Raw genomic sequence first — 25,116 nt, 5'->3', positions numbered from 1 at the left:
GGAAACGCCCGGTTACATTCCGAACCCGGAAGCTAAGCCTTACAGCGCCGATGGTACTGCAGGGGGGACCCTGTGGGAGAGTAGGACACCGCCGAACAATTATTCAAAGGGTTGGATCCTGAACTTCGGTTCGGGGTCCAACCCTTTTTTGTTCTGCGTCACTTGAAGTTCACGTTGCGCAACCACCATCCGAAGCATGGGTACTGCTGCAATGCTCAGGGCCGCCGGCGTCGGAGTCGGTGACGAGGTTGTCGTGCCGGCCTTCGGGAGCGTCGAAGTCGCCGAAGCCGTGGTGCTGGCCGGTGCGCTTCCGGTGTTCGCCGACATAGATCCGGTGACGTACTGCCTCGACGTGTTCGCTGTCGAGGCGGCCGTAACTCCGCGGACCGCGGCCGTCGTTGCCATACACCGGTTCGGGCGGCCGGCCGACATCGGGCGGCTGCACGCCGTCGGACAGCGGCACGGGCTGCTCGTGTTGGAGCAGGGTGAGTCCGTGGCGCCGTATGACGAGATTGCTCAGCGCAGGGAACGGGCCGCCTATCTCGATGCTCGGTTGCGGGGTGTGCTGACGCCTGACGGCGGTGACGGGCACACCTACCAGCAGTACGTCGTGCGGGTGCCGGGGAACGGGCGGCCGGACCGGGATGCCTTCGCTCGGGCCCTGCGGGCCAAGGGAGTTGAGTGCCGGGTGCCGGTGAAGACGCCCGTGCACCGGTTGCCGGAGTACCGGCGGTGCGTGTCCCTGCCGGAGACCGAGCGGGCTGCCGACGAGACGCTTGCCCTGCCTGTGGAAGCCTCGTTGACGAAGAGGGACATGCAGCGGGTCGTGGGCGCGTGCAACGCGCTCGGTGGGTTGCTGCAGCCGGCCTTCTAGGCGAACCCTGCGGGTTCGAGGCATGGTCGAATTCGGGGTATGATCTATCTCGTTGCCGCGGGGGAGACCTCGCACAGGCGACCGGCCCCTATAGCTCAGTCGGTAGAGCGTCTCCATGGTAAGGAGAAGGTCAACGGTTCGATTCCGTTTGGGGGCTCCACACTGACAAAGGCCCCCGCCCTTTCGGGCGGGGGCCTTTGTCGTACCCTCTTCAGTCCTTGTGGAGGCCCGGGACTCGCATGGCCAGGATCGCCATGTCGTCGGACGGGGCGTCCTGTGCGAAGCGTTCCACCGCGCGCATGATGCGGGCCGCGACCGCGCCGGCCGTGAGGCCCGTGCAGGTCGTCAGGACGTCGGCGAGGCCGTCGTCGCCCAACATGCGGGTGCCTTCCCGGCGTTCGGTGACTCCGTCCGTGACGCAGAGGAGGACGTCACCGGGGTCGAGGGTGACCATCTGCTCGTAGAGCTCGAGATCCTCCATGACGCCGAGGAGAGGCTGGGGTTCGGCTGCCGGCTCGACCGTGCCGTCCTGGCGCAGGCGGAGCGGGAGGGGGTGGCCGGCGCACACGACCTTCAGTTGGGCGCTGCCGTCCGGCTGGGGCCACAACTCGCCGTAGAGGAGCGTCAGGAAGCGGCTGCGGGCGCCCTCGTCGAGGATCGCGGAGTTGAGGCGCTCCAGGACCGCCGGGCCGCTGAGGCCCTCCCGCGCGAGGAGGCGGAGCGCGTGGCGGGCGAGGCCCGTGACCGCGGCCGCGTTCGGGCCCGTACCGCAGACGTCGCCGATGGCGAAGCCGTAGCAGCCGTCGCTGATGGGGAAGAGGTCGTAGAAGTCGCCGCCGACTTCGTTGCCCTCGCCGGCCGCGCGGTAGATGACCTCGACCTCCACGCCGTCGATCTCGGGGAGCTCGGGCGGCAGGAGGCTGCGCTGGAGGGACTGGCTGATGGCTGTGCGCTCGGAGTAGAGGCGGGCGTTGTCCAGGGCCAGGGCGGCCCTGCGGGACAAGTCCTCGGCCAGCTCCAGGATTTCCTGGCGGAAGTGTTCGTCCGTGGGCTTGCCGAGCGTCAGCATGCCGATGACGCGGTTGCGGGCCACCAACGGGAGTACGACGGTCTCGCCGCCGACCGCAGAGGCCGTGGCCAGCGTCGGGCCGATGCCTGAGGCGAGTTGGCGGGTCGGGCCGCCGGTGAGGCCGAGGCTGCGCATGGAGCTGCGCAGGGCCGCTTGGTGGGCCGCGGCGCCCGGGGCGGACCACACGCGAGCGCCGGGGGTGGGTACGGGGTCCGGCGGGGAGATCTTCGAGAGCAGGGACTTGATGCCGTCGATGAGTTCCTCGTCCTCGTGCAGGACGTACGAGAGGTACGGCTCGGAGGCCTGGTCGGCGATTGTGTAGACCGCGCACCAGGTGGCGAGGGTCGGGACCGTCATCTGGGCCATGAGGGCCAGGGTCTGGTCGCGGTCCAGGGTGCCGGCCAGAAGGTCGGAGGCCTCGACGAGGAAGCTCAGGGAGCCGCGGCGCAGGCGCTCCAGTTCGCCGAGGCGGGCCGACTCCACGGCCAACGCGATGCGGTCCGCGGCGAACTGGAGGCGCAGGGCCTCTTCGTTCGAGTATCTGCCGGGGGCCTCCGCGGCCACGCCGAGGGAGCCGGTGAGGCGGCCCTCGACCTTCAGGGGGACCGTGACGACCGAGCGCATGCCGGTGCCGCTCAGCAGCGGTACGGCGCCTGGTACCGCCGTGAGGTCCTCGTGGACGGCCGGCATGCGGGCCGAGCCGTACCGGCCGGGGCCCGCGTCGACCGGGACGCGGGCGAAACGCTGGCGGGCGGAGGGCAGGCCGGTGGAGGCGCGGACCTCCAACTCCGTTTCGTCGTCGGTCGCGAGGAGCAGGAAGGCGGAGTCGCCGTCGAGCATGTCGCGGGCGCGTTCCACCGTGCGCTGGAGGAGGCCGTCGAGGTCGTCCGGGGCCGGGGAGCCGATGAACACCTCGAAGGGGTCGGCACCCTGGCCGTCGGAGCCGGAGCTCGTGTCGGAGGCCGGAACACGCAACGGCGTCTGCAGTACGGCGCGTTCGTGGTCGCGGACCAGGAGGCAGACGGTGGAGGGCTCGCCGCCGGTGTCGCGGACGCGGAGATGGGAGGCGTACACGGAGGTGACGCGGCCGTTGGCGCCCCTTATGCCGTAGCTGCCCTCCCAGCGGGAGAGCTGGAGGGCCTCGGCGATGCCGGTGCTCGTGCCCGGGGTGTGCGGCCAGGCCGCGAGGTCTGTGAGGGGTTTGCCGATGACCAGTTCGGCGGCGTATCCGAAGAGTTCCTCGCCGTCTTCGTTCCATGAGGTGATGGCGCCGGTGCGGTCGATCTGGATGACGGCGACACGGACGCGGCCGTCGGCGAGGGGGAGCAGGTCGGCCGGGAGGGAGGGGCCGGCGGCGCGGGTGCCCACCGGGCGTTCCGGCAGGTCGAGTTGGAACCAGACCTGCTTGAAGGTGGGTGTGTACTCCACGCCCCAGCGGCTGGCCAGGGCCGCGCAGAGCTGGAGGCCGCGGCCTCCCTCGCGGTCGGGGTTGCCCATGGTGGAGGCCTGGCCCTGGAGGGGGATCTCGCGCTCGGGGTAGCGGTCGGCCACCTCGATCCGTGCGCCTTCGTCGCTTCGTAGACACAGGACGTCCGCGGAGGTGCCCGCGTGCACCACGGCGTTGGTCACCAGTTCGCTGGTGAGGACCACGGCGTCGTCGATGATGTCGGCGAAACCCCAGCCCTGGAGGGTGTCGCGGACGAAGGAGCGGGCGGTCGCTACCGATCGCCCGACGGGCTCGAAGCTGGCGGCCGCGCGAGCGGTGATCACAGAACTCCTCGTCCGGTTGTCGGAGTGCAGGGCTGCGTGGCCGACCGGCTCGCGCCGCTGCTGCGGCAGGCCACCCGTCGGCCGGGGGTCCGGGGGCTGTCCCCCGGGGATCAGTCCGGTGGTCATGTGTGCGGCCGCCCTCCGATGCCCGCTCGTGCTCGTGCCACCGCCCAGGGCCGGACGGACCGGTGCGGCTGGACAGCCGCATGCAAGGTTACTTACCTTCCCCGTCCATGCGGATGCCGGTCTGCAGTGTTTCCGTCCGGAGGGTGTGCGGACGATGTGCGAAGCTGCCGAACTGTTATGGCCTGGTTCAGGCAGGGTGAAACACTGGGCAAGCTTCTCGTGAAGGTACTGGCAGGCCGAGTGTGGTTTGCCCAGGGTGGGCAGCAGCCCCGGGTGCGGCCTGATGAAGCGGGCAGGAATATGCAGCAGTAACTGGCATGCCGAGCAGTAGAAACCGAGCACAGCAGTAACGGTCGACCCCTGCGGGAGGGACACAGTGGAGTCTGGCGCAGCGACGCGGGGCACTAAAACGCGCGCGAAAGGCGGACAGTCCCTGAGCAACCAGCGCAAACCGCGCGGTGGGACCACCGCGGTGGACACGGCTGCCTTGGACAGGCTGCTGGCGGCACTCGTGTCGATGCGGGACGGGAACTTCCGAAAGCGGCTCACGGTGTCCGGGGACGGCGTGATGTCGGAGATTGCTGCGGTTTTCAACGAGGTGGCCGACCGCAATCTGCAATTGACGGGTGAGTTGTCACGGGTGCGCCGCATGGTGGGCCGTGAGGGAAAACTCACGGAACGGCTGGAAACGGGCGCCTGCGAGGGGTCGTGGGCGACCGCGATCGACAACTCGAACGCGCTTGTGGACGACCTCGTACGGCCCGTCTCCGAGGTCGGCCGGGTGCTGTCGGCGGTCGCCGAGGGCGATCTGTCGCCGCGTATGGAGCTGCGGACGCAGGCGCCGGACGGGACCGGGCACCCGCTGCGCGGGGAGTTCCTGAAGGTCGGGCGGACCGTCAACAACCTGGTCGACCAGCTGTCGACGTTCACCGACGAGGTCACGCGCGTGGCCAGTGAGGTGGGCACCGAGGGCAAACTGGGCGGACAGGCACGGGTGCGCGGTATGTCGGGTTCATGGAAGGACCTGACCGAGTCCGTCAACACCATGGCGTACCGGCTGACGGCTCAGGTGCGGGACATCGCGCTCGTGACCACGGCGGTCGCCAAGGGTGACTTGTCCCGGAAGGTCACGGTTCACGTGGCCGGCGAGATGCTGGAACTGAAGAACACCGTCAACACGATGGTCGACCAGCTGTCCTCCTTCTCCTCCGAAGTGACCCGCGTCGCGCGCGAGGTGGGCGTCGAGGGGGAGCTGGGCGGTCAGGCGCAGGTGCCCGGTGTGGCCGGCGTGTGGAAGGACCTCACCGATTCGGTGAACCTCATGGCCGGCAATCTGACGGCCCAGGTGCGCGGAATCGCCCAGGTGACGACGGCGGTCGCGAGCGGTGACCTGTCGCAGAAGGTGACGGTGTCGGCGCGCGGTGAGGTCGCGCAACTCGCCGACACGATCAACCAGATGACCGAGACGCTGCGGACCTTCGCGGACGAGGTCACGCGTGTGGCCAACGAGGTCGGTGCCGAGGGGCGGCTCGGCGGGCAGGCGAACGTGCCGGGTGCGGCGGGGACGTGGAAGGACCTCACCGATTCGGTGAACACGGTTTTCCGGAACCTCACCATCCAGGTGCGGGACATCGCCGCCGTGACGACGGCCGTGGCCAGTGGTGACCTGTCGCAGAAGGTCACCGTCGACGTGGCCGGCGAGATGCTGGAGCTGAAGAACACCGTCAACGGGATGGTGGACCAGCTGTCCGCGTTCGGCGCCGAGGTCACGCGCGTGGCGCGCGAGGTCGGTGTCGAGGGTGAGCTGGGCGGCCAGGCACAGGTGTCGGGGGCCGCCGGTACCTGGAAGGACCTGACCGACTCCGTCAACACGGCGTTCCGGAATCTCACCGGACAGGTGAGGAACATCGCACAGGTCACGACGGCCGTGGCCAACGGCGACCTGTCGCAGAAGGTCACCGTGGACGTCTCCGGCGAGATGCTCCAGCTGAAGAACACCGTGAACACGATGGTGGACCAGCTGTCCGCCTTCGCCGACCAGGTGACCCGGATGGCCCGGGACGTGGGCACCGAGGGCCGGCTGGGCGGTCAGGCCGTGGTGCCGGGGGTGTCCGGTACGTGGAAGGAGCTCACCGACTCCGTCAACTTCATGGGTGGCAACCTCACCTCGCAGGTGCGGCAGATCGCCCAGGTGACGACGGCGGTGGCCCGGGGTGACCTGTCGCAGAAGATCGACGTGGACGCGCGCGGGGAGATCCTGGAGCTGAAGAACACCATCAACACGATGGTCGACCAGCTCTCCGCCTTCGCCGACCAGGTGACCCGGGTCGCCCGCGAGGTGGGCACGGAAGGCCGTCTCGGTGGCCAGGCGCAGGTGCCCGGCGTCGCCGGTGTGTGGCGCGACCTGACCGACTCCGTGAACGGCATGGCCGGCAACCTCACCGCCCAGGTGCGCAACATCGCCCAGGTGGCGACGGCGGTGGCCCGGGGTGACCTGTCGCAGAAGATCGACGTGGACGCGCGCGGCGAGATCCTGGAGCTGAAGAACACCCTCAACACGATGGTGGACCAGCTCTCCAGCTTCGCCGACCAGGTGACGCGGGTGGCCCGTGAGGTGGGCACCGAGGGCATGCTGGGCGGTCAGGCCGAGGTGCAGGGAGTCTCCGGCACCTGGAAGGACCTCACGCAGTCCGTGAACGGCATGGCCAACAACCTGACCATGCAGGTGCGCAACATCGCCGAGGTCACGACGGCGGTGGCCAACGGCGACCTGTCGAAGAAGATCACGGTCGACGCGAAGGGCGAGATCCTCGAACTCGTCACGACCGTCAACACGATGGTGGACCAGCTGTCCAACTTTGCCGAGCAGGTGACCCGGGTGGCCCGCGAGGTGGGCACCGAGGGCCAGCTGGGCGGCCAGGCCCGGGTGCCCGGTGTCTCGGGCATCTGGAAGGACCTCACGGACAACGTCAACGTGATGGCCAACAACCTGACCGGCCAGGTGCGCAACATCTCCCAGGTCGCCACGGCGGTCGCCAACGGTGACCTCACCAAGAAGGTCACCGTCGAGGCGAGCGGCGAGGTCGCCCAGCTCGCCGACACCGTCAACACGATGGTGAAGACACTGAGTTCGTTCGCCGACCAGGTGACGCGGGTGGCCCGCGAGGTGGGCACGGACGGCATCCTCGGCGGCCAGGCGCGCGTACCGGGCGTTTCCGGTACGTGGAAGGACCTCACCGAGTCGGTGAACCAGATGGCGTCCAACCTGACCGGTCAGGTGCGCAACATCGCCATGGTGACGACGGCCATCGCCAAGGGTGACCTGACCAAGAAGATCGACATCGACGCGCGCGGCGAGATCCTGGAGCTCAAGACCACCATCAACACGATGGTCGACCAGCTCTCGTCCTTCGCCGAGGAGGTCACCCGGGTCGCCCGCGAGGTGGGCACGGAAGGAGCGCTCGGCGGCCAGGCACGCGTGCGTGACGTCGACGGCACCTGGCGCGACCTCACCGAGTCCGTGAACGAGATGGCCGGGAACCTGACCCGGCAGGTGCGTGCCATCGCGCGCGTGGCGACCGCGGTGACCCGCGGCGACCTGAACCTGAAGATCGACGTGGACGCGTCCGGGGAGATCCAGGAACTCCAGGACTACATCAACAAGATGATCGCCAACCTGCGCGACACCACGATCGCCAACAAGGAGCAGGACTGGCTCAAGGGCAACCTGGCCCGTATCTCCGCGCTGATGCAGGGCCGCCGCGACCTGGCGGACGTGGCCTCGCTGATCATGAGCGAGCTGACACCGGTGGTGTCCGCGCAGCACGGCGCGTTCTTCGTCGCCATGCCGCTCCTCGACGGCAAGGACCTCGCCGCCGACAGCGAGGACCAGTACGAGCTGCGGATGCTGGGGTCGTACGGCTACTCGATGGGTTCCATGCCCACGTCGTTCCGGCCCGGCGAGGCGCTCATCGGGACGGCCGCAGAGGAGAAGCGCACGATCCTGGTGGAGAACGCGCCAAGCGGCTATCTGAAGATCTCCTCCGGGCTCGGCGAGGCACCGCCCGCGCAGGTGATCGTGCTCCCGGTGCTGTTCGAGGGCAAGGTGCTCGGTGTCATCGAACTGGCCTCCTTCACCCCCTTCACACATATCCAGAAGGACTTCCTCAACCAGATCGCCGAGATGATCGCGACGAGCGTCAACACCATCTCCGTCAACACCAAGACCGAGGTACTGCTGAAGCAGTCGCAGGAGCTCACCGAGCAACTCCGCGAACGGTCGGAGGAGTTGGAGAACCGGCAGAAGGCCCTCCAGGCGTCCAACGCCGAACTGGAGGAGAAGGCCGAGCTGCTGGCCCAGCAGAACCGCGACATCGAGGTGAAGAACACCGAGATCGAGGAGGCGCGCCAGGTCCTGGAGGAGCGTGCCGAGCAGCTCGCCGTGTCGATGCGCTACAAGAGCGAGTTCCTCGCCAACATGTCGCACGAGCTGCGTACGCCGCTCAACTCGCTGTTGATCCTGGCCAAGCTGCTCGCCGACAACGCGGAGGGCAACCTCTCGCCGAAGCAGGTCGAGTTCGCCGAGACGATCCACGGGGCCGGTTCCGACCTGCTCCAGCTGATCAACGACATCCTCGACCTGTCGAAGGTCGAGGCGGGCAAGATGGACGTCTCCCCGACGCGCATCGCGCTGGTCCAGCTGGTCGACTACGTCGAGGCCACCTTCCGCCCGCTGACCGCGGAGAAGGGCCTGGACCTGTCCGTGCGGGTGTCGCCGGAGCTGCCGGCCACGCTGCACACGGACGAGCAGCGGCTGCTGCAGGTCCTGCGCAACCTGCTGTCCAACGCGGTGAAGTTCACCGACTCCGGGGCCGTGGAGCTGGTCATCCGGCCAGCCGGGCGGGATGTACCGGTGGCGATCCGGGAGCAGTTGCTGGAGGCCGGATCGCTGCGGGATCCGGGCGCCGACCTGATCGCGTTCTCCGTGACCGACACCGGCATCGGGATCGCGGGCGGCAAGATGCGGGTGATCTTCGAGGCGTTCAAGCAGGCGGACGGTACGACCAGTCGCAAGTACGGCGGTACGGGCCTCGGGCTGTCCATCTCGCGGGAGATCGCGCAGCTGCTCGGCGGTGAGATCCACGCGCAGAGTGAGCCGGGGCGCGGTTCGACGTTCACGCTGTATTTGCCGCTGCACCCGAGCGAACTGCCGCCGCAGGGCTACCAGCAGCTCGCACCCGTCCTGGAGGCCGGCGACCTGGTGGCGTCCGCCTCGGAGAACGGACGGCCCGAGGTGGAGATCGAGACGCCGGCCGAGGTGAAGTCGTACCGGGAGACCCAGAACGGCGCCGCCGCGCTCTTCCGGCGTCGCCGCCGGGTCCTGCCGCCCGCCTCCGAGCATCGGCTCGCGGACCGGGAGCAGTGGTCGACGGTGGAGCAGAACGCGGCGCCGCAGGCGCATCCGGGTATCCGGTTCGGCGGCGAGAAGGTGCTGATCGTCGACGACGACATCCGCAACGTGTTCGCGCTCACGAGCGTCCTCGAACAGCACGGGCTGTCGGTGCTGTACGCCGAGAACGGCCGCGAGGGCATCGAGGTCCTGGAACAGCACGACGACGTGGCGGTCGTCCTGATGGACATCATGATGCCGGAGATGGACGGGTACGCGACGACCACGGCGATCCGCAGGATGCCGCAGTTCGCCGGACTCCCGATCATCGCGCTGACCGCCAAGGCGATGAAGGGCGACCGGGAGAAGGCGATCGAGTCGGGCGCCTCCGACTACGTGACCAAGCCGGTCGATCCCGATCACCTGTTGGCGGTGATGGCGCAGTGGATGCGGGAGGAGTGACGGGATCGTTCGGGCTTCGTGCGGATGTCGCGAGAACCTTCGGTGGGCACGCGGAGTTGCTGACTCAGGGTGGTCGACGTCGTGTAGAAGTACGGGATTCGGGGAACCTTCTGGTCTCCCGCTACGTTTCTGCTACGTGCACAGTGACATCGCGGTGACAGGGTGTGGCGACAGGCGGGGTGCGGCTACGATGACCGGCACAAGGACGGGCGGCGCAACGGAGTCGTCCCCTGGGGCGGCGCCCGGTGCACTTCCGGGGCGAGGAGGGCGGGCCATGGTGCAGAAGGCCAAGATCCTCCTGGTCGATGACCGGCCGGAGAATCTGCTGGCGCTGGAGGCCATCCTCTCTGCGCTCGATCAGACGCTGGTGCGGGCATCGTCCGGGGAGGAAGCGCTCAAAGCACTGCTGACGGACGACTTCGCGGTCATTCTGCTGGACGTCCAGATGCCGGGCATGGACGGCTTCGAAACGGCCGCACACATCAAGCGGCGAGAGCGGACCCGGGACATCCCGATCATCTTCCTCACCGCGATCAACCACGGGCCGCACCACACTTTCCGCGGATATGCGGCGGGTGCGGTCGACTACATCTCCAAGCCGTTCGACCCGTGGGTGCTGCGTGCGAAGGTCTCTGTCTTCGTCGAGCTGTACATGAAGAACTGCCAGCTGCGGGAGCAGGCGGCGCTGCTGCGGCTCCAGTTGGAGGGCGGTGGCGGCGGCAAGGCCGCGATCGGCGACTCGAAGGAGCCGGCCGGACTGCTCGCCGAGCTGTCGGCGCGCCTCGCGGCGGTCGAGGAACAGGCCGAGGCGCTGTCCAAACAGCTCGACGACGACTCCGCGGACGCGGCGGCCGTAGCCACAGCGGCCCATCTCGAACGCAAACTCACCGGGTTGCGGCGGGCGCTGGACGCGCTGGAGCCGGGGACGGGTTGTCCTCCCTCGGTGCCGTCGCAGAACTGACGCCTGGCGCACACTTCGTTGAGGCTGAACGTGCGTCAGTTCAGCTCCTTTCCAAGGGCGACACGAACGGGTGAAGCACTGGGCACACGTGTCCGTTGTCGTCTCCACCGGTAACCTCACACCTATGGCCTCACGTCCCTCCGCTGCCAAGAAGCAGCCCGCGAAGAAGGCGGCGGCTCCGGCGAAGAAGGCCGCTGCGAAAAAAGCCCCGGCAAAGAAGGCGCCCGCCAGGAAAGCCGCGGCGAAGAAGTCCGCGCCGGCCCCCAAGCCGGCGCCGAGCCCCACCGGCGGCATCTACCGGCTCGTGCGTGCCCTCTGGCTCGGCCTCGCGCACGCCGTCGGCGCGGTGTTCCGCGGCATAGGGCAGGGCGCGAAGAACCTCGACCCCGCGCACCGCAAGGACGGCATCGCGCTGCTGCTGCTCGGTTTCGGGCTGGTCGTCGCCGCCGGAACGTGGTCGAACCTGCGTGGGCCGGTCGGCGACCTCGTCGAGATGCTGGTGACCGGCGCCTTCGGCCGGCTCGACCTGCTCGTGCCGATACTGCTCGCGGTCATCGCCGTGCGTTTCATCCGGCATCCCGAGCAGCCCGAGGCCAACGGCCGGATCGTGATCGGTCTGTCCGCACTTGTCATCGGTGTGCTCGGCCAGGTCCACATCGCGTGCGGCTCGCCCGCGCGCAGCGACGGCATGCAGGCCATAAGGGACGCCGGCGGCCTCATCGGCTGGGGCGCGGCGACCCCGCTGACGTACACCATGGGCGAGGTCCTCGCCGTACCGCTGCTCGCGCTGCTCACGGTCTTCGGGTTGCTGGTCGTCACGGCCACGCCCGTCAACGCCATCCCGCAGCGGCTGCGGCTGCTCGGCGTGAAGCTCGGCATCGTCCACGACCCGGCCGAGGACGACCTCGGCGAGGACGACGAGCGCTACGACGACCAGTGGCGCGAGGCGCTGCCCGCGCGCACCCGCAGGCGCGGGGCGGCGCCCGAGGCGTACGACCCCGACAGCGCGGAGCAGGAGGCCCTCTCCAAGCGCCGTGGCCGCCCCCGGCGCTCCGCCGTGCCGCAGCCCGACATGGACCGGCCCATGGACGCCGTGGACGTCGCCGCGGCCGCCGCTGCCGCGCTCGACGGTGCCGTCCTGCACGGGATGCCGCCGTCGCCGATCGTCGCCGACCTCACCCAGGGAGTGAGCGTCGGGGACCGCGAGGAGACCACCCCGACGCCGACCCCGGTGCCTGCTCCGGCCTCGCGGCCCAAGCAGGAAAAACTGAAGGTCGAGGTCGCGGACCTCACCAAGCCCCCGCCCGAGGCCCCCGGCGAGCTGCCGCCGCGCGCCGAGCAGCTCCAGCTGTCCGGCGACATCACCTACTCGCTGCCGTCCCTCGACCTCCTGGAGCGCGGCGGCCCGGGCAAGACGCGCAGCGCCGCCAACGACGCCGTGGTCGCCTCGCTGCAGAACGTCTTCATGGAGTTCAAGGTCGACGCCGCCGTCACCGGCTTCACGCGCGGGCCGACGGTCACGCGCTACGAGGTCGAGCTCGGCCCCGCCGTGAAGGTCGAGCGGATCACCGCACTGACCAAGAACATCGCGTACGCCGTCGCCAGTCCCGACGTACGGATCATCTCGCCGATCCCCGGCAAGTCCGCAGTCGGCATCGAGATCCCGAACACCGACCGCGAGATGGTCAACCTCGGCGACGTGCTGCGCCTCGCGGCGGCCGCCGAGGACGACCACCCGATGCTGGTCGCGCTGGGCAAGGACGTGGAGGGCGGCTATGTGATGGCCAACCTCGCGAAGATGCCGCACGTGCTGGTGGCCGGAGCCACCGGTTCCGGTAAATCGTCGTGCATTAACTGCTTGATCACTTCCGTCATGGTCCGCGCGACCCCCGAGGACGTGCGGATGGTCCTCGTCGACCCCAAGCGTGTCGAGCTGACGGCGTACGAGGGCATTCCGCACCTGATCACGCCGATCATCACCAACCCCAAGCGGGCCGCCGAGGCGCTGCAGTGGGTCGTACGGGAGATGGATCTGCGGTACGACGATCTGGCGGCGTTCGGGTACCGGCACATCGACGACTTCAACCAGGCCATCCGCGACGGCAAGCTCAAGACGCCGGAAGGCAGCGAGCGGGAGCTCAGGACCTATCCGTATCTGCTGGTGATCGTCGATGAGCTCGCCGACCTGATGATGGTCGCGCCACGGGACGTCGAGGACTCGATCGTGCGCATCACGCAGCTCGCGCGCGCGGCCGGTATTCACCTCGTGCTCGCCACGCAGCGGCCGTCCGTGGATGTCGTCACCGGTCTGATCAAGGCGAACGTGCCCTCGCGGCTCGCCTTCGCGACCTCCTCGCTCGCGGACTCGCGGGTCATCCTCGACCAGCCCGGCGCCGAGAAGCTGATCGGCAAGGGCGACGGGCTCTTCCTGCCGATGGGCGCCAACAAGCCCACCCGCATGCAGGGCGCCTTCGTGACCGAGGAAGAGGTCGCGGTGATCGTCCAGCACTGCAAGGACCAGATGGCACCGGTCTTCCGGGACGACGTCGTCGTGGGCACCAAGCAGAAGAAGGAGATCGACGAGGAGATCGGCGACGACCTCGACCTGCTGTGCCAGGCGGCCGAGCTGGTCGTCTCCACGCAGTTCGGATCGACCTCGATGCTGCAGCGCAAGCTGCGTGTCGGCTTCGCCAAGGCCGGGCGGCTCATGGACCTCATGGAGTCCCGCGGCATCGTCGGGCCGAGCGAGGGATCGAAGGCTCGTGACGTTCTTGTGAAGGCTGATGAGCTGGATGGCGTGCTCTCGGTGATCCGCGGGGAGTCTTAAAGGGAGCGTCAAGGAGGGAAACGGGGCACAGTGATCGACTTGCGGGTGCGGCGGGCGTGTCTCGTGGGCCGGGTCCGGCTGGCGGGTGTTCGATCGTGACTCACCCGTAAGGGATCATTGGGCAACCGTTTCCCTTCGGCGTACGTCAAGTTGAGGGAAGCGACAAGCTCCAGCCCCACCATCGGTGTGCCGGGCCATACCGATGGCGTACAAAGTCCCACCGTCCGGTTGCCCCACCCTTTCGTACCCCCCCTAGACTGAACCTCCAGCACAGGCGGCTAAAACGCTCGAAAGGCGCCCCCGTGTCCATCGGCAACTCCCCTGAAGACGAGCGTCCGTTCGAAGATGATCGTGAGGAAGTCCGCCCTTCGATCGGCCGTGCCCTCCAGCAGGCACGTATCGCGGCCGGGCTGACCGTAGACGACGTCAGCAACGCCACCCGGGTCCGTATCGCCATCGTGCACGCCATCGAGGCGGACGACTTCACCCCCTGCGGCGGGGATGTCTACGCCCGGGGCCACATCCGGACCCTGGCGAAGGCCGTCCACCTCGATCCGGCCCCGCTTCTGGCCCAGTACGACGCCGATCACGGCGGGCGCCCGGCCCCGACCCCGGCGGCCCCCCTCTTCGAGGCGGAACGCATCCGTCCCGAGCGGCGCGGGCCGAACTGGACCGCGGCCATGGTCGCCGCGATCGTCGCGGTGGTCGGCTTCGTCGGGTTCACCGCGTTCAAGGGCGACGACGGCGGCAAGACGCAGGTCGCCGAGGGGTCCACGCCCACGACCGGCAAGACCTCCTCGCCCACGCCCAAGGCCGACAAGCCCAAGGAAACGACGCCTGCGCCGTCCGACAGCGCCATCGCGGCCGCGCCCCAGGACAAGGTGACCGTCCAGGTCAGCGCCGACGACGGCAAGAGCTGGATCTCCGCCAAGGACCACAACGGCCGGCTCCTCTTCGACGGGCTGCTCCAGCAGGGCGAGTCCAAGACCTTCCAGGACAACGAGAAGATCAACCTGGTCCTCGGTGACGCCGGCGCGATCCAGCTGTACGTGAACGGCAAGAAGATCGACGACGACTGGGCGCCCGGTGCCGTGGAACGGCTCACGTATACGAAGGGCGACCCGCAGGTCGGATAAGTCCCTCCGAAGGGTGGCAGTGAGTACGGGGTTGGCCAAGATCGGCCAACCCCGTCGACGTGGGGTGTCAGTGGGACGAAGTAGTCTTGAGCCCATGCCTGAACGCCGTACCGTCGCACTCGTCACTCTTGGCTGCGCCCGTAACGAGGTGGACTCGGAGGAGCTCGCAGGCCGCTTGGAGGCGGACGGCTGGGACCTCGTGGAGGACGCCTCGGACGCGGACGTGGCCGTCGTCAACACGTGCGGCTTCGTCGACGCCGCCAAGAAGGACTCCGTCGACGCCCTCCTGGAGGCGAACGACCTCAAGGGGCATGGCAGAACCCAGGCCGTCGTGGCGGTGGGCTGCATGGCCGAGCGGTACGGCAAGGACCTCGCCGAGGCCCTCCCGGAGGCCGACGGCGTGCTCGGCTTCGACGACTACGCCGACATCTCCGACCGCCTGCAGACCATCCTGAACGGCGGCATCCACGCCTCGCACACCCCGCGCGACCGCCGCAAGCTGCTGCCGATCAGCCCGGCCGAGCGGCAGGAGTCGGCGGCGTCCGTCGCGCTGCCGGGCCACGGACCGGCGGTCGAGGCCGCCCCCGTCGACCTTCCGGAAGGGCTCGCTCCGGCCTCCGGCCCCCGTGCGCCCCTGCGCCGCCGCCTGGACGGCTCCCCCGTCGCCTCGGTGAAGCTCGCCTCCGGCTGTGACCGGCGCTGCTCCTTCTGCGCCATCCCGTCCTTCCGCGGCTCCTTCATCTCGCGCCGGCCCTCGGACGTCCTGAACGAGACGCGGTGGCTGGCCGAGCAGGGTGTCAAGGAGGTCATGCTGGTCTCCGAGAACAACACGTCGTACGGCAAGGACCTGGGCGACATCCGCCTCCTGGAGTCCCTGCTGCCCGAGCTCGCCGAGGTCGACGGCCTCGAGCGCGTGCGCGTGAGCTACCTCCAGCCGGCCGAGATGCGGCCCGGGCTCATCGACGTGCTCACGTCCACGCCCAAGGTGATGCCCTACTTCGACCTGTCCTTCCAGCACTCCGCGCCCGCCGTGCTGCGCGCGATGCGCCGCTTCGGCGACACCGACCGCTTCCTGGAGCTGCTCGACACCATCCGGAGCAAGGCCCCCCAGGCGGGCGTGCGCTCGAACTTCATCGTGGGCTTCCCCGGTGAGACCGAGGCCGACCTCGCCGAGCTGGAGCGCTTCCTGAACGGCGCGAGGCTGGACGCCATCGGGGTCTTCGGGTACTCCGACGAGGACGGCACCGAGGCGGCGACGTACGAGAACAAGCTCGACGAGGACGTCGTCGCCGAGCGGCTGGCCCGGGTCTCCCGGCTCGCCGAGGAACTGGTCTCGCAGCGGGCCGAGGAGCGCGTGGGCGAGACCGTGCAGGTGCTCGTGGAGTCGGTGGACTCCGCCGAGGGCGCGTACGGCCGAGGGGAGCACCAGGCCCCCGAGACCGACGGCCAGGTGCTGCTCACGAGCGGCGAAGGTCTGAGCGTCGGTCGTATGGTCGAGGCGAAGGTGGTCGGTACGGAAGGTGTCGACCTGGTGGCCGAGCCTCTGCAGGGCTCGCTCGCGTGTAGTGAGGAGGCGGGCAGATGACCGGAGTTCCGGCGTCCGCCGCGGGTGGCTCCTCCGCTGCGAAGGGCGGGGCTGCGAGCGGGGTTCCGTCCGCCGCGGCCGGTGCGGCATCCGGTGGTCCTTCGGGCGCTGTCTCCGGTAGGGCTTCCGGTACGGCCTCCGACGTCGGTTCCGGTTCAGGTGAGAAGTCGCCGCGCGGCGCGAAAATCGTGACCGCGGCGGTCAACCAGGCCAGTGTCTGGAACATCGCCAATCTGCTGACCATGCTCCGGCTGCTCCTCGTGCCCGGCTTCGTCGCGCTGATGCTGGCCGACGGTGGCTACGACCCGGCATGGCGTTCGTTCGCCTGGGCGGCCTTCGCCGTCGCCATGATCACTGACCTGTTCGACGGTCATCTGGCGCGCACGTACAACCTCGTCACGGACTTCGGGAAGATCGCCGACCCGATCGCCGACAAGGCGATCATGGGAGCGGCGCTGATCTGTCTCTCCGCGCTGGGCGACCTGCCGTGGTGGGTGACGAGCGTCATCCTCGGCCGGGAACTCGGGATCACGCTCCTGCGTTTCATCGTCATCCGGTACGGCGTCATCCCGGCGAGCCGCGGCGGCAAGCTCAAGACCCTCACGCAGGGCATCGCGGTCGGCATGTACGTCCTGGCGCTGACGGGGTGGCTGGCCACCCTGAGGTTCTGGGTGATGGCCGCGGCGGTCGTCCTGACCGTGGTGACCGGGCTCGACTATGTGAGACAGGCCATTGTGCTGCGCCGGCAGGGAATCGCCGAGCGCAAGGCGGCGTTGGAGGAGACGGAAGCGTGAATTCCCCGGCCGCCCAAGTGGTGCGACTACTGACCGTGAACGGCGAGACGCTCGCGGTCGCCGAGTCGCTCACCGGAGGTCTGGTTGCGGCGGAAATCACAACGGTCCCCGGGGCCTCCAAGGCCTTCCGGGGTTCGGTGACCGCCTACGCCACCGAACTCAAGCATCAGCTGCTGGGTGTCGACGCCACCCTGCTGGCGCAGCGGGGAGCGGTGGATCCGCAGGTCGCGGCCCAGATGGCGGTCGGAGTGCGCAAGGCGCTCGGCGCCGACTGGGGCATCGCGACCACCGGAGTCGCGGGTCCGGAACCGCAGGACGGAAAGCCCGTCGGGACGGTTTTCGTGGCCGTCGACGGCCCCTTCGCGGGGGCTTCCGGCGCCTTCGGTGGCGGGAAAGTGACCGCACTGCGGTTGAACGGCGACCGTGCGGAAATTCGTATGGAGAGTGTACGGAGCGTACTCGCACTGCTTCTTCAGGAGCTTGCGGGCGTACACACCGGGAACGAGCGGGCACAGGATACGGAACGGAACGGGGGGTTTTGATGTTTGCAGCTCTGAGTGAACACGACATCGCTCCCCGCACGGCCGCGGCGCAAGGCGGTACGGTGGGGCGTGAAGGATGCGGCTACGCGGTCCGAGGAGGGAGCCACCGATGATTCTGCTCCGTCGCCTGTTGGGTGACGTGCTGCGTCGGCAGCGCCAGCGCCAGGGCCGTACTCTGCGCGAAGTCTCCTCGTCCGCCCGAGTCTCACTCGGCTATCTCTCCGAGGTGGAGCGGGGGCAGAAGGAGGCTTCCTCCGAGCTGCTGTCCGCCATCTGCGACGCGCTGGACGTACGGATGTCCGAGCTCATGCGGGAAGTGAGCGACGAGCTCGCCCTCGCCGAGCTGGCCCAGTCTGCTGCGGCCACTCCCAGCGAGCCTGTGCCGACGCCGGTTCGCCCGATGCTGGGTTCCGTCTCGGTGACCGGTGTGCCACCGGAACGCGTGACGATCAAGGCGCCCAGCGAGGCCGTGGACGTGGTCGCCGCGTAACGCTTACGCGGACGTGCGCATGAGCTGACGATGCGCCGAGGAAGTGTGCGAGGCCCCGGACGGGTTTCTCCAGCTGGTCTGGAGAGGCGCCGGTCGGGGTTTTCGTGCATCTTGGAGCGGCGGGACCGCGTCTTTGCGTTCGGCGCCTTTTGTTCGGCGGCGTCTTCCGTTCGGCGGTGTCGTGGGCACCGCGTGGACGTGTCAGTGCGACCGTGTGCCGCCGGTGCGCCCTCCCTGCGGGTGAGGACGGCGGACTAGCGTCGGGGCTGGAGGTGGCTGCATGGCGGGGCCGATAGTGCGCCGGGGGGCGGTTCTCGGGCTCGGAGTGCTCTGGTGGTGGGCCGTGGTGCGGCTCGTGCTGGTGCCGGACGCCGGAGTGCTGGAAGGGGCCGTTGCGGCCGGGGGATGGGGACTGAGCCTGCTGCCGGTGCACTGTGTGCCCAGGGCGCGGGCCGCGGGAGCCCTCGGTGCGGGGCGGTGGCGGGCGGCCTGGCGGTCGACCGCGACTACCACGGCATCGCCACCCCACCGTTCGGACGCAGGATCTGGCCCGTCGTGAAGGACGAGGCGTCCGACGCCAGGTAGAGCACGGCGTGGGCGATGTCCTCCGGTTCGCCGACCCGGCCCAGCGGTGACATCCGGGCCATGAGCGCCTCGGTGTGCGCCTGCGCCTCGCCGTCGTGGCGGTCGGTCATCGGTGTGCGGATCCAGCCGGGTGCGACCGCGTTGACCCGGATGCCGTGCCGGCCGATCTCGGTCGCCAGCGTCTTCGTGAGCTGGACGACGGCCGCCTTGGCCGCGCCGTAGCAGAGCAGGCCGGGGCCGCCGGTGTCCACGGCGCCTGAGGCCATGGTGACGATGCTGCCCTTGGTCTTCCGGTCGATCATCAGCCGGGCCGCCTCCTGGCAGGCGTACAGCACGCCCTTGAAGTTGACGCCCAGCACCCGGTCGAGATCCTCGTCCCTCGTCTCCAGGACTGGGCTGCTGTGCATGATGCCGGCGACCGCGGCCAGTACGTCCAGGCGCTCGCAGCTGGTGATGGCCTGATGGAGCTGGTCGCGATCGGTGACGTCGAGGGGGTGGGTGCGGGCGGTGCCGCCGACGTCCTTGATCAGGGTCGCCGTCTCGTGCAGGCCCGCCGCGTCGCGGTCGGCGCAGTGCACGGTGGCCCCCGCCTCGGCGAGCAGGACGGCGGAGGCGCGGCCGATGCCGCTCGCGGCGCCGGTGACGAATGCGGTGCGTCCGATGAGGTCGTACGCCCTGACGGCCATGAAGGGACGGTACGAGGGTTTCTGACGGTGCGTCAATTGGTCGTACGGGGTTGGACCTTGCGTGCTGTCGGGGCCGGGCCTCGTTGGCAGTGTGGGCACCAGTACGTGGGGCGCTCGCGGGAGCCGTCGCCCTGGTCGGCGGCGCGGACGGGGGTGTGGCAGCGGAGGCAGGGGCGGGGTGCGCGGCCGTAGACGAACAGGTCCTGGCCGCGGCGGCCCGTCGTGCTGCGGACCGGGCGGTCGCGGTTGGCCTCCAGGAGCTTCTTGGCGAGCGCCGGGAGGTGTGCGGCGCGGTCGGCGGGGAGCGCGCCGACGGGGAGCCACGGGGTGGCGCCGAGCAGGAAGCAGAGTTCGCTCTTGTAGATGTTGCCGATGCCGGCGAGGTTGCGCTGGTCGAGCAGAGCCTCGCCGAGGGGGCGGGCGGGGTCCTTCAGGAGGTTGGTGAGGGCCCGCTCGGGGTCCCAGTCAGGGCCGAGCAGGTCGGGGCCGAGGTGGCCGACGGCGCGGTGTTCGTCGGTGGTGCGGAGGAGTTCCAGGACGGGGAGGCGGTAGCCGACGGCCGTACGGTCGGCGGTGCCGAGGATCGCGCGGATCTGGTGGGTGGGGCCGCCGGTCCAGCGCCGGCCGGCCGCGTACACCTTCCAGGAGCCGTCCATTCGCAGGTGCGAGTGGAGGGTCAGGCCGCCCTCGATGCGGGTGAGGAGGTGTTTGCCGCGCGGGGTGACGTCCAGGACCGTACGGCCCGTGAGATCAGCTGTGGCGTACTTCGGCACCCGGAGATCGCTGCGGGTCAGCACCTTGCCCGCGAGGGCGTCGTGCAGACGCGTCGCGGACTGCCAGACCGTGTCTCCTTCGGGCATGGGTCAAGGGTGGCACGGTGGGGGTGGGGGCGGTGTGGTGGCTGCGGTCATGCTCGTAGCCGCAGACCGCGGGGTGTGGCGATGAAGCCCGCTCCTTCCAGGAGGGTGCCGATGGGGGACGTCAGGGCCGAGGTGCCGTTGACGCGTTCCACCGTGACCGTGCCGAGGGAGCCCGCGCGGGCGGCTGCGGCGAGGGCTTCCGCCGCTGTGCGCAGGCGGGGGTCGTCGGTGGCTGCGGCGTCGGGGTCGGAGGGCCAGGCCAGCAGGGTCTTGCCGCCCCGCTCCATGTAGAGCGTCAGCTCGCCGTCGACGAGGACCACCAGGGAGCCTGCCTTGCGGCCCGGTTTGTGCCCGGCCTCGGTCGGGGGATCGGGCCAGGGGAGGGCGGCGCCGTACGCGTTGGCGGGGTCGGCGGCGGCGAGGACGACGGCCCGGATGGCGTCGGAGGTGGGGGTGCGGCGGGCGCTGAAACTGTATGGGTGGCTGCCGTGCGGGCCCTGGGGGCTGGGTGGGGCGAAGTCGCGCGGTGAGACGTACTCGTCGCGTGAAGTGGGGGTGTTCGTGGGCGTGTCGAGGGGGCTGAAGTCGGGGTCGAAACCGTCGGTCCAGTCGAGGCCCTGGGATGCGGAGCCGCCGAATCCGTAGCTCTCGGGGGATCCGTTCGGAGAGTCGTTCCCGAGCGGCCCGTCCGGCAGGGTCTCGCCCCGGTCGCGGGCGTTGGCCACGGCGCGCAGGCGGTCCACGGCGCCGTCCATGGCGAACTGGGCGGCGCCGAGTCCCTCCACCACATAGCCGCGCCGGGCCTGACCGCTGTCCTCGAAGGCGGACAGGATGCGGTACGTCGCCGAGAAGCCGCCCTCGACTCCCTCCGCCGAGACGGCTCCCCGGGTGACCACTCCGTGCCGGTCGAGGAGGATGCGGGCCAGGGCGTGGGCGCGCACGGTCGGGTCGTCCTCGCGCTGCGGGAGCAGGGACCAGCGGCCGGCGACGGTCGGTGGGCCGGTGCGGGAGGCGGTGCGGGCGGCGGCGGTCAGGGAGCCGTAACGCCCGCGCGGGACGGTGCGCTTGGCTCGATGGGCGGTGGAGCCCGCGGTGCGGCCGGAGCCCAGCAGGGAGCGCATGGGGGCGAGGGTGTCGTTCGTGAGCCGTCCGGACCAGGCCAGGTCCCATACGGCGTCGGCCAGTTGGGGGTCGGTCGCGTCGGGGTGGGTGGTGGCGCGGACCTGGTCGGAGATCTGGCGGAAGAACAGGCCGTAGCCCCCGGAGAGGGTGTCCAGGACGGACTGGTGGAGTGCCGTCGGCTCCAGGGGGTGGGGCGGGGGCAGGAGCAGCGGGGCCGCGTCCGCCAGGTACAGAGAGACCCATCCGTCCTTGCCGGGGAGGGCACCCGCTCCGGCCCAGACGATCTCTCCGGCGGAGGTGAGTTCGTCGAGCATCGCCGGGTTGTAGTTCGCGACGCGGGACGGCAGGACGAGCTTCTCCAGGGCGGACGCGGGCACGGACGCGCCCTGCAACTGCTCGACGGCGCGCACCAGTCCGTCGATGCCGCGCAGCGAGTGGCCCTTGCCGATGTGCTGCCACTGCGGGAGGAACTGGGCGAGCGCGGGCGGCGACACCGGCTCCAGTTCGTGGCGCAGGGCGGCCAGGGAGCGGCGGCGGAGACGGCGCAGGACGGTCGCGTCGCACCACTCCTGGCCGATGCCCGACGGGTGGAACTCGCCCTGTACGACACGGCCGCTCGCGGCGAGACGCTGCAACGCACCTTCCGTGACCGCCACGCCCAGGCCGAAGCGGGCCGCGGCCGTGGCCGAGGTGAACGGGCCGTGGGTGCGGGCATGGCGTGCGAGGAGGTCGCCGAGCGGATCCTTGACCGGTTCGGTGAACGCCTCCGGGACGCCGACCGGCAGTGCGGTGCCGAGCGCGTCGCGCAGGCGGCCCGCGTCCTCGATCGCCGCCCAGTGGTCGGCGCCGGCGATGCGGACCCGGATGCTGCGACGGGCGGAGGCCAGGTCCTGGGCCCACTGAGGGTCGGCGCCCCGCTCGGCCAACTCGGCGTCCGTGAGCGGGCCGAGCATGCGCAGCAGGTCGGCGACGCCTTCGGCGTCCTTGACGCGGCGGTCCTCGGTGCGCCACTGGAGCTCCCGCTCCAGCTCGGTGAGCACCTCGGGGTCGAGCAGCTCGCGCAGTTCCGCCTGGCCGAGGAGTTCGGCCAGCAGGCGCGAGTCCAGGGAGAGGGCGGCGGCGCGGCGCTCGGCGAGGGGCGAGTCTCCCTCGTAGAGGAACTGTGCGACGTAGCCGAAGAGGAGTGAGCGCGCGAAGGGGGAGGGCTCCGGGGTGGTGACCTCGACGAGGCGGACCTTGCGGTTCTCCAGGTCGCCCATCAGCTCGACCAGGCCGGGGACGTCGAAGACGTCCTGGAGGCACTCGCGGACCGCTTCCAGAACGATCGGGAACGAGCCGAACTCGCTCGCCACCTGGAGCAGTTGGGAGGCGCGCTGGCGCTGCTGCCACAGCGGGGTGCGCTTGCCGGGATTGCGGCGCGGGAGCAGCAGCGCGCGGGCGGCGCACTCGCGGAAGCGGGACGCGAACAGGGCGGAGCCGCCGACCTGGTCGGTGACGACCTGGTCGACCTCGCCCTTGTCGAAGACGACATCCGCGGCGCCGACAGGGGCCTGGTCCGCGTCGTACTCCGTACCGATCTTCGTCGGCTCCTGGTCGAGCAGGTCCAGGCCCATGAGATCGGCGTCGGGCAGCCGTAGAACGATGCCGTCGTCGGCGTGCATGACCTGGGCGTCCATGCCGTACCGCTCGGAGAGCTTGGCGCCGAGGGCGAGGGCCCAAGGGGCGTGCACCTGGGCGCCGAAGGGGGAGTGGACGACTACGCGCCAGTCGCCGAGTTCGTCGCGGAAGCGCTCCACGACGATCGTGCGGTCGTCCGGGATGTGGCCGCAGGCCTCGCGTTGCTCGTCGAGGTAGGACAGCACGTTGTCCGCGGCCCAGGCGTCCAGGCCCGCGGCGAGGAGGCGGAGGCGGGCGTCCTCCTTGGGCAGTGAGCCGACCTCGCGGAGGAACGCGCCCACCGCGCGGCCGAGTTCGAGCGGGCGGCCCAGTTGGTCGCCCTTCCAGAAGGGGAGCCGGCCCGGGACGCCCGGGGCGGGGGAGACGAGGACGCGGTCGCGGGTGATGTCCTCGATGCGCCAGGAGCTGGTGCCGAGCGTGAAGACGTCGCCGACCCGGGACTCGTAGACCATCTCCTCGTCCAGCTCGCCGACCCGGCCGCCGCCCTTCTTGGGGTCGGCGCCGGCGAGGAAGACGCCGAAGAGCCCTCGGTCGGGGATCGTGCCGCCGGAGGTGACGGCCAGGCGCTGGGCACCGGGGCGGCCGGTGATCGTGCCGGCGACGCGGTCCCAGACCACACGCGGGCGCAGCTCCGCGAAGGCGTCGGAGGGGTAGCGGCCGGCGAGCATGTCGAGGACCGCGGTGAACGCCGACTCCGGGAGCGAGGCGAAGGGGGCGGCACGGCGGACCATGGCCAGCAGGTCGTCCAGTTGCCAGGTGTCCATCGCCGTCATCGCGACGAGCTGCTGGGCGAGGACGTCCAGGGGGTTGGCGGGGACCTTCAGGGACTCGATGGAGCCGGTGCGCATGCGCTCGGTGACGACGGCCGCCTGGACGAGGTCGCCGCGGTACTTCGGGAAGACCACGCCGGTGGAGACCGCGCCCACCTGGTGTCCCGCGCGGCCGACGCGCTGAAGGCCGGAGGCGACGGAGGGCGGGGACTCGACCTGGACGACGAGGTCCACCGCGCCCATGTCGATGCCCAGTTCGAGGCTGGAGGTGGCGACCACGGCGGGCAGGCGGCCCGCCTTGAGGTCCTCCTCGACGAGAGCGCGCTGCTCCTTGGAGACCGAGCCGTGGTGGGCGCGGGCGATGACGGGCGGGGCGCCCTGGGCCGCGCCCGAGCCGCCCATCAGCTCGGCGGGCGCGTGGTGTTCGTCGAGAGGTTCGCCGGTGGCTCGTTCGTAGGCGATTTCGTTGAGCCGGTTGCACAGGCGCTCCGCGAGGCGGCGCGAGTTGGCGAACACGATCGTGGAGCGGTGCGCCTGGACGAGGTCGGCGATGCGCTCCTCGACGTGCGGCCAGATCGACGGCCGCTCCGCACCCTCGGTGCCGTCGGCGACCGGGGAGCCGCCCAACTCGCCGAGGTCCTCGACCGGAACGACGACCGAGAGGTCGAACTCCTTGCCGGACTTGGGCTGGACGATCTCCACCTTGCCGCGCGGGGCGAGATAGCGGGCGACCTCGTCGACCGGGCGGACCGTCGCCGACAGGCCGATACGGCGGGCCGGCTTCGGGAGGAGCTCGTCCAGGCGCTCCAGGGAGAGTGCGAGGTGGGCGCCGCGCTTGGTGCCGGCGACGGCGTGGACCTCGTCGAGGATCACGGTCTCGATGCCGGTCAGCGCGTCACGCGTGGCCGACGTCAGCATCAGGAAGAGCGACTCCGGGGTGGTGATCAGGATGTCCGGTGGCCGGGTGGCGAGGGCGCGGCGCTCGGCGGCGGGGGTGTCGCCGGAGCGGATGCCGACCTTGACCTCGGGCTCGGGCAGGCCCAGGCGCACGGACTCCTGACGGATGCCGGTCAGAGGGCTGCGGAGGTTGCGCTCGACGTCTACGGCCAGGGCCTTCAGCGGCGAGACGTACAGGACGCGGCAGCGCTTCTTCGGGTCGGCGGGCGGGGGCGTCGAGGCCAGCTGGTCCAGGGCGGCGAGGAAGGCGGCGAGAGTCTTGCCGGAACCGGTGGGGGCGACCACCAGCACGTCCGAACCCGCTCCGATGGCCCGCCACGCGCCCGCCTGGGCCGCGGTGGGCGCGGAGAAGGCCCCCGTGAACCAGCCGCGGGTCGCGGGGGAGAAGCCGTCCAGGGCTCGGTGTGCGGAGCTGACCATGCGTCCATCCTGCA

At 70.1% G+C, this 25,116-nt stretch carries 14 protein-coding genes, 1 tRNA gene and 1 rRNA gene; 12 read left to right on the top strand and 4 right to left on the bottom strand.

Annotated features, from left to right (window positions below; translation table 11 throughout):
• The 3 genes from rrf to IG08_RS0143210 form a co-directional block, all read left to right on the top strand.
• A 5S ribosomal RNA gene (gene rrf, locus IG08_RS56110) occupies positions 1–97 on the top strand; the annotation flags it as partial.
• 114 nt (positions 98–211) lie between these two features.
• Complete coding sequence (locus IG08_RS0143215; RefSeq protein WP_030616703.1) at positions 212–874, top strand: DegT/DnrJ/EryC1/StrS family aminotransferase; 663 nt, start codon at positions 212–214, stop codon at positions 872–874.
• Between the two features lie 84 nt (positions 875–958).
• A tRNA-Thr gene (locus IG08_RS0143210) sits at positions 959–1,034 on the top strand.
• Positions 1,035–1,085: 51 nt separating this feature from the next.
• On the opposite strand, the gene IG08_RS0143205 is transcribed toward IG08_RS0143210, so the two are convergent.
• Positions 1,086–3,839, bottom strand: a complete 2,754-nt coding sequence (locus tag IG08_RS0143205; protein WP_030616700.1) for a SpoIIE family protein phosphatase — start codon at positions 3,837–3,839, stop codon at positions 1,086–1,088.
• A 376-nt stretch (positions 3,840–4,215) separates the two neighbouring features.
• On the opposite strand from IG08_RS0143205, the gene IG08_RS0143200 reads away from it, so the two are divergent.
• The 9 genes from IG08_RS0143200 (at position 4,216) to IG08_RS61825 (ending at position 18,584) form a co-directional block, all read left to right on the top strand.
• Entirely contained in the window at positions 4,216–9,690 is a 5,475-nt protein-coding gene (locus tag IG08_RS0143200) for a HAMP domain-containing protein (protein WP_106981128.1), read from the top strand.
• Positions 9,691–9,964: 274 nt separating this feature from the next.
• Positions 9,965–10,651, top strand: coding sequence for a response regulator (locus IG08_RS0143195; RefSeq protein ID WP_030616692.1), 687 nt, complete (start codon positions 9,965–9,967; stop codon positions 10,649–10,651).
• A gap of 124 nt (positions 10,652–10,775) precedes the next feature.
• Entirely contained in the window at positions 10,776–13,478 is a 2,703-nt protein-coding gene (locus tag IG08_RS0143190) for a DNA translocase FtsK (protein WP_052425111.1), read from the top strand.
• Positions 13,479–13,780: 302 nt separating this feature from the next.
• On the top strand, positions 13,781–14,614 hold the full coding sequence (locus tag IG08_RS0143185; RefSeq protein ID WP_030616686.1) for a helix-turn-helix domain-containing protein: 834 nt from the start codon (positions 13,781–13,783) through the stop codon (positions 14,612–14,614).
• Positions 14,615–14,708: 94 nt separating this feature from the next.
• Positions 14,709–16,199, top strand: coding sequence for a 30S ribosomal protein S12 methylthiotransferase RimO (gene rimO, locus IG08_RS0143180; protein ID WP_030616683.1), 1,491 nt, complete (start codon positions 14,709–14,711; stop codon positions 16,197–16,199).
• Positions 16,196–16,993 carry a CDP-diacylglycerol--glycerol-3-phosphate 3-phosphatidyltransferase gene (pgsA, locus tag IG08_RS0143175; RefSeq protein WP_030616680.1) on the top strand — a complete coding sequence of 266 codons (798 nt, stop codon included), beginning with the start codon at positions 16,196–16,198 and terminating at the stop codon, positions 16,991–16,993. The genes rimO and pgsA overlap by 4 nt, the downstream gene beginning before the upstream one ends.
• Complete coding sequence (locus tag IG08_RS0143170; protein WP_030616676.1) at positions 16,990–17,535, top strand: CinA family protein; 546 nt, start codon at positions 16,990–16,992, stop codon at positions 17,533–17,535. Before pgsA ends, IG08_RS0143170 begins: the two co-directional genes overlap by 4 nt.
• Before the next feature lie 109 nt (positions 17,536–17,644).
• Positions 17,645–18,025: a helix-turn-helix domain-containing protein gene (locus tag IG08_RS0143165; RefSeq protein ID WP_030616674.1), complete on the top strand. Its 381-nt coding sequence runs from the start codon at positions 17,645–17,647 to the stop codon at positions 18,023–18,025.
• A 280-nt stretch (positions 18,026–18,305) separates the two neighbouring features.
• Entirely contained in the window at positions 18,306–18,584 is a 279-nt protein-coding gene (locus IG08_RS61825) for a hypothetical protein (RefSeq protein ID WP_078655966.1), read from the top strand.
• Here the strand turns inward: IG08_RS61825 and IG08_RS0143160 are convergent.
• From IG08_RS0143160 to IG08_RS0143150, 3 genes are read right to left on the bottom strand one after another with little or no spacing between them, the layout of a single operon-like run.
• Positions 18,532–19,296, bottom strand: a complete 765-nt coding sequence (locus tag IG08_RS0143160) for an SDR family NAD(P)-dependent oxidoreductase (RefSeq protein WP_030616671.1) — start codon at positions 19,294–19,296, stop codon at positions 18,532–18,534. The two genes, IG08_RS61825 and IG08_RS0143160, sit on opposite strands and share 53 nt — an antisense overlap.
• 32 nt (positions 19,297–19,328) lie before the next feature.
• Positions 19,329–20,156 (bottom strand): DNA-formamidopyrimidine glycosylase family protein, encoded by an 828-nt coding sequence (locus IG08_RS0143155; RefSeq protein WP_030616665.1) that lies wholly within the window; start codon positions 20,154–20,156, stop codon positions 19,329–19,331.
• Between the two features lie 47 nt (positions 20,157–20,203).
• Positions 20,204–25,102 carry an ATP-dependent helicase gene (locus IG08_RS0143150; RefSeq protein ID WP_030616662.1) on the bottom strand — a complete coding sequence of 1,633 codons (4,899 nt, stop codon included), beginning with the start codon at positions 25,100–25,102 and terminating at the stop codon, positions 20,204–20,206.
• Positions 25,103–25,116: the final 14 nt, after the last annotated feature.

This window comes from Streptomyces fulvoviolaceus (assembly GCF_000718165.1).
GTDB classification, from domain to species: Bacteria; Actinomycetota; Actinomycetes; order Streptomycetales; family Streptomycetaceae; genus Streptomyces; species Streptomyces fulvoviolaceus.
Note: the sequence above shows the minus strand (reverse complement) of the source record. Positions and strands in the feature narration are given on the sequence as shown.

Coding starts and splice junctions, on each gene's coding strand:
- IG08_RS0143160 (WP_030616671.1), bottom strand. CDS start 19,296: ATGGCCGTCAGGGCGTACGACCTCATCGGACGCACCGCATTCGTCACC.
- IG08_RS0143215 (WP_030616703.1), top strand. CDS start 212: ATGCTCAGGGCCGCCGGCGTCGGAGTCGGTGACGAGGTTGTCGTGCCG.
- IG08_RS0143150 (WP_030616662.1), bottom strand. CDS start 25,102: ATGGTCAGCTCCGCACACCGAGCCCTGGACGGCTTCTCCCCCGCGACC.
- IG08_RS0143205 (WP_030616700.1), bottom strand. CDS start 3,839: ATGACCACCGGACTGATCCCCGGGGGACAGCCCCCGGACCCCCGGCCG.
- IG08_RS0143190 (WP_052425111.1), top strand. CDS start 10,776: ATGGCCTCACGTCCCTCCGCTGCCAAGAAGCAGCCCGCGAAGAAGGCG.
- IG08_RS0143165 (WP_030616674.1), top strand. CDS start 17,645: ATGATTCTGCTCCGTCGCCTGTTGGGTGACGTGCTGCGTCGGCAGCGC.
- IG08_RS0143195 (WP_030616692.1), top strand. CDS start 9,965: ATGGTGCAGAAGGCCAAGATCCTCCTGGTCGATGACCGGCCGGAGAAT.
- pgsA (WP_030616680.1), top strand. CDS start 16,196: ATGACCGGAGTTCCGGCGTCCGCCGCGGGTGGCTCCTCCGCTGCGAAG.
- IG08_RS61825 (WP_078655966.1), top strand. CDS start 18,306: ATGGCGGGGCCGATAGTGCGCCGGGGGGCGGTTCTCGGGCTCGGAGTG.
- IG08_RS0143155 (WP_030616665.1), bottom strand. CDS start 20,156: ATGCCCGAAGGAGACACGGTCTGGCAGTCCGCGACGCGTCTGCACGAC.
- rimO (WP_030616683.1), top strand. CDS start 14,709: ATGCCTGAACGCCGTACCGTCGCACTCGTCACTCTTGGCTGCGCCCGT.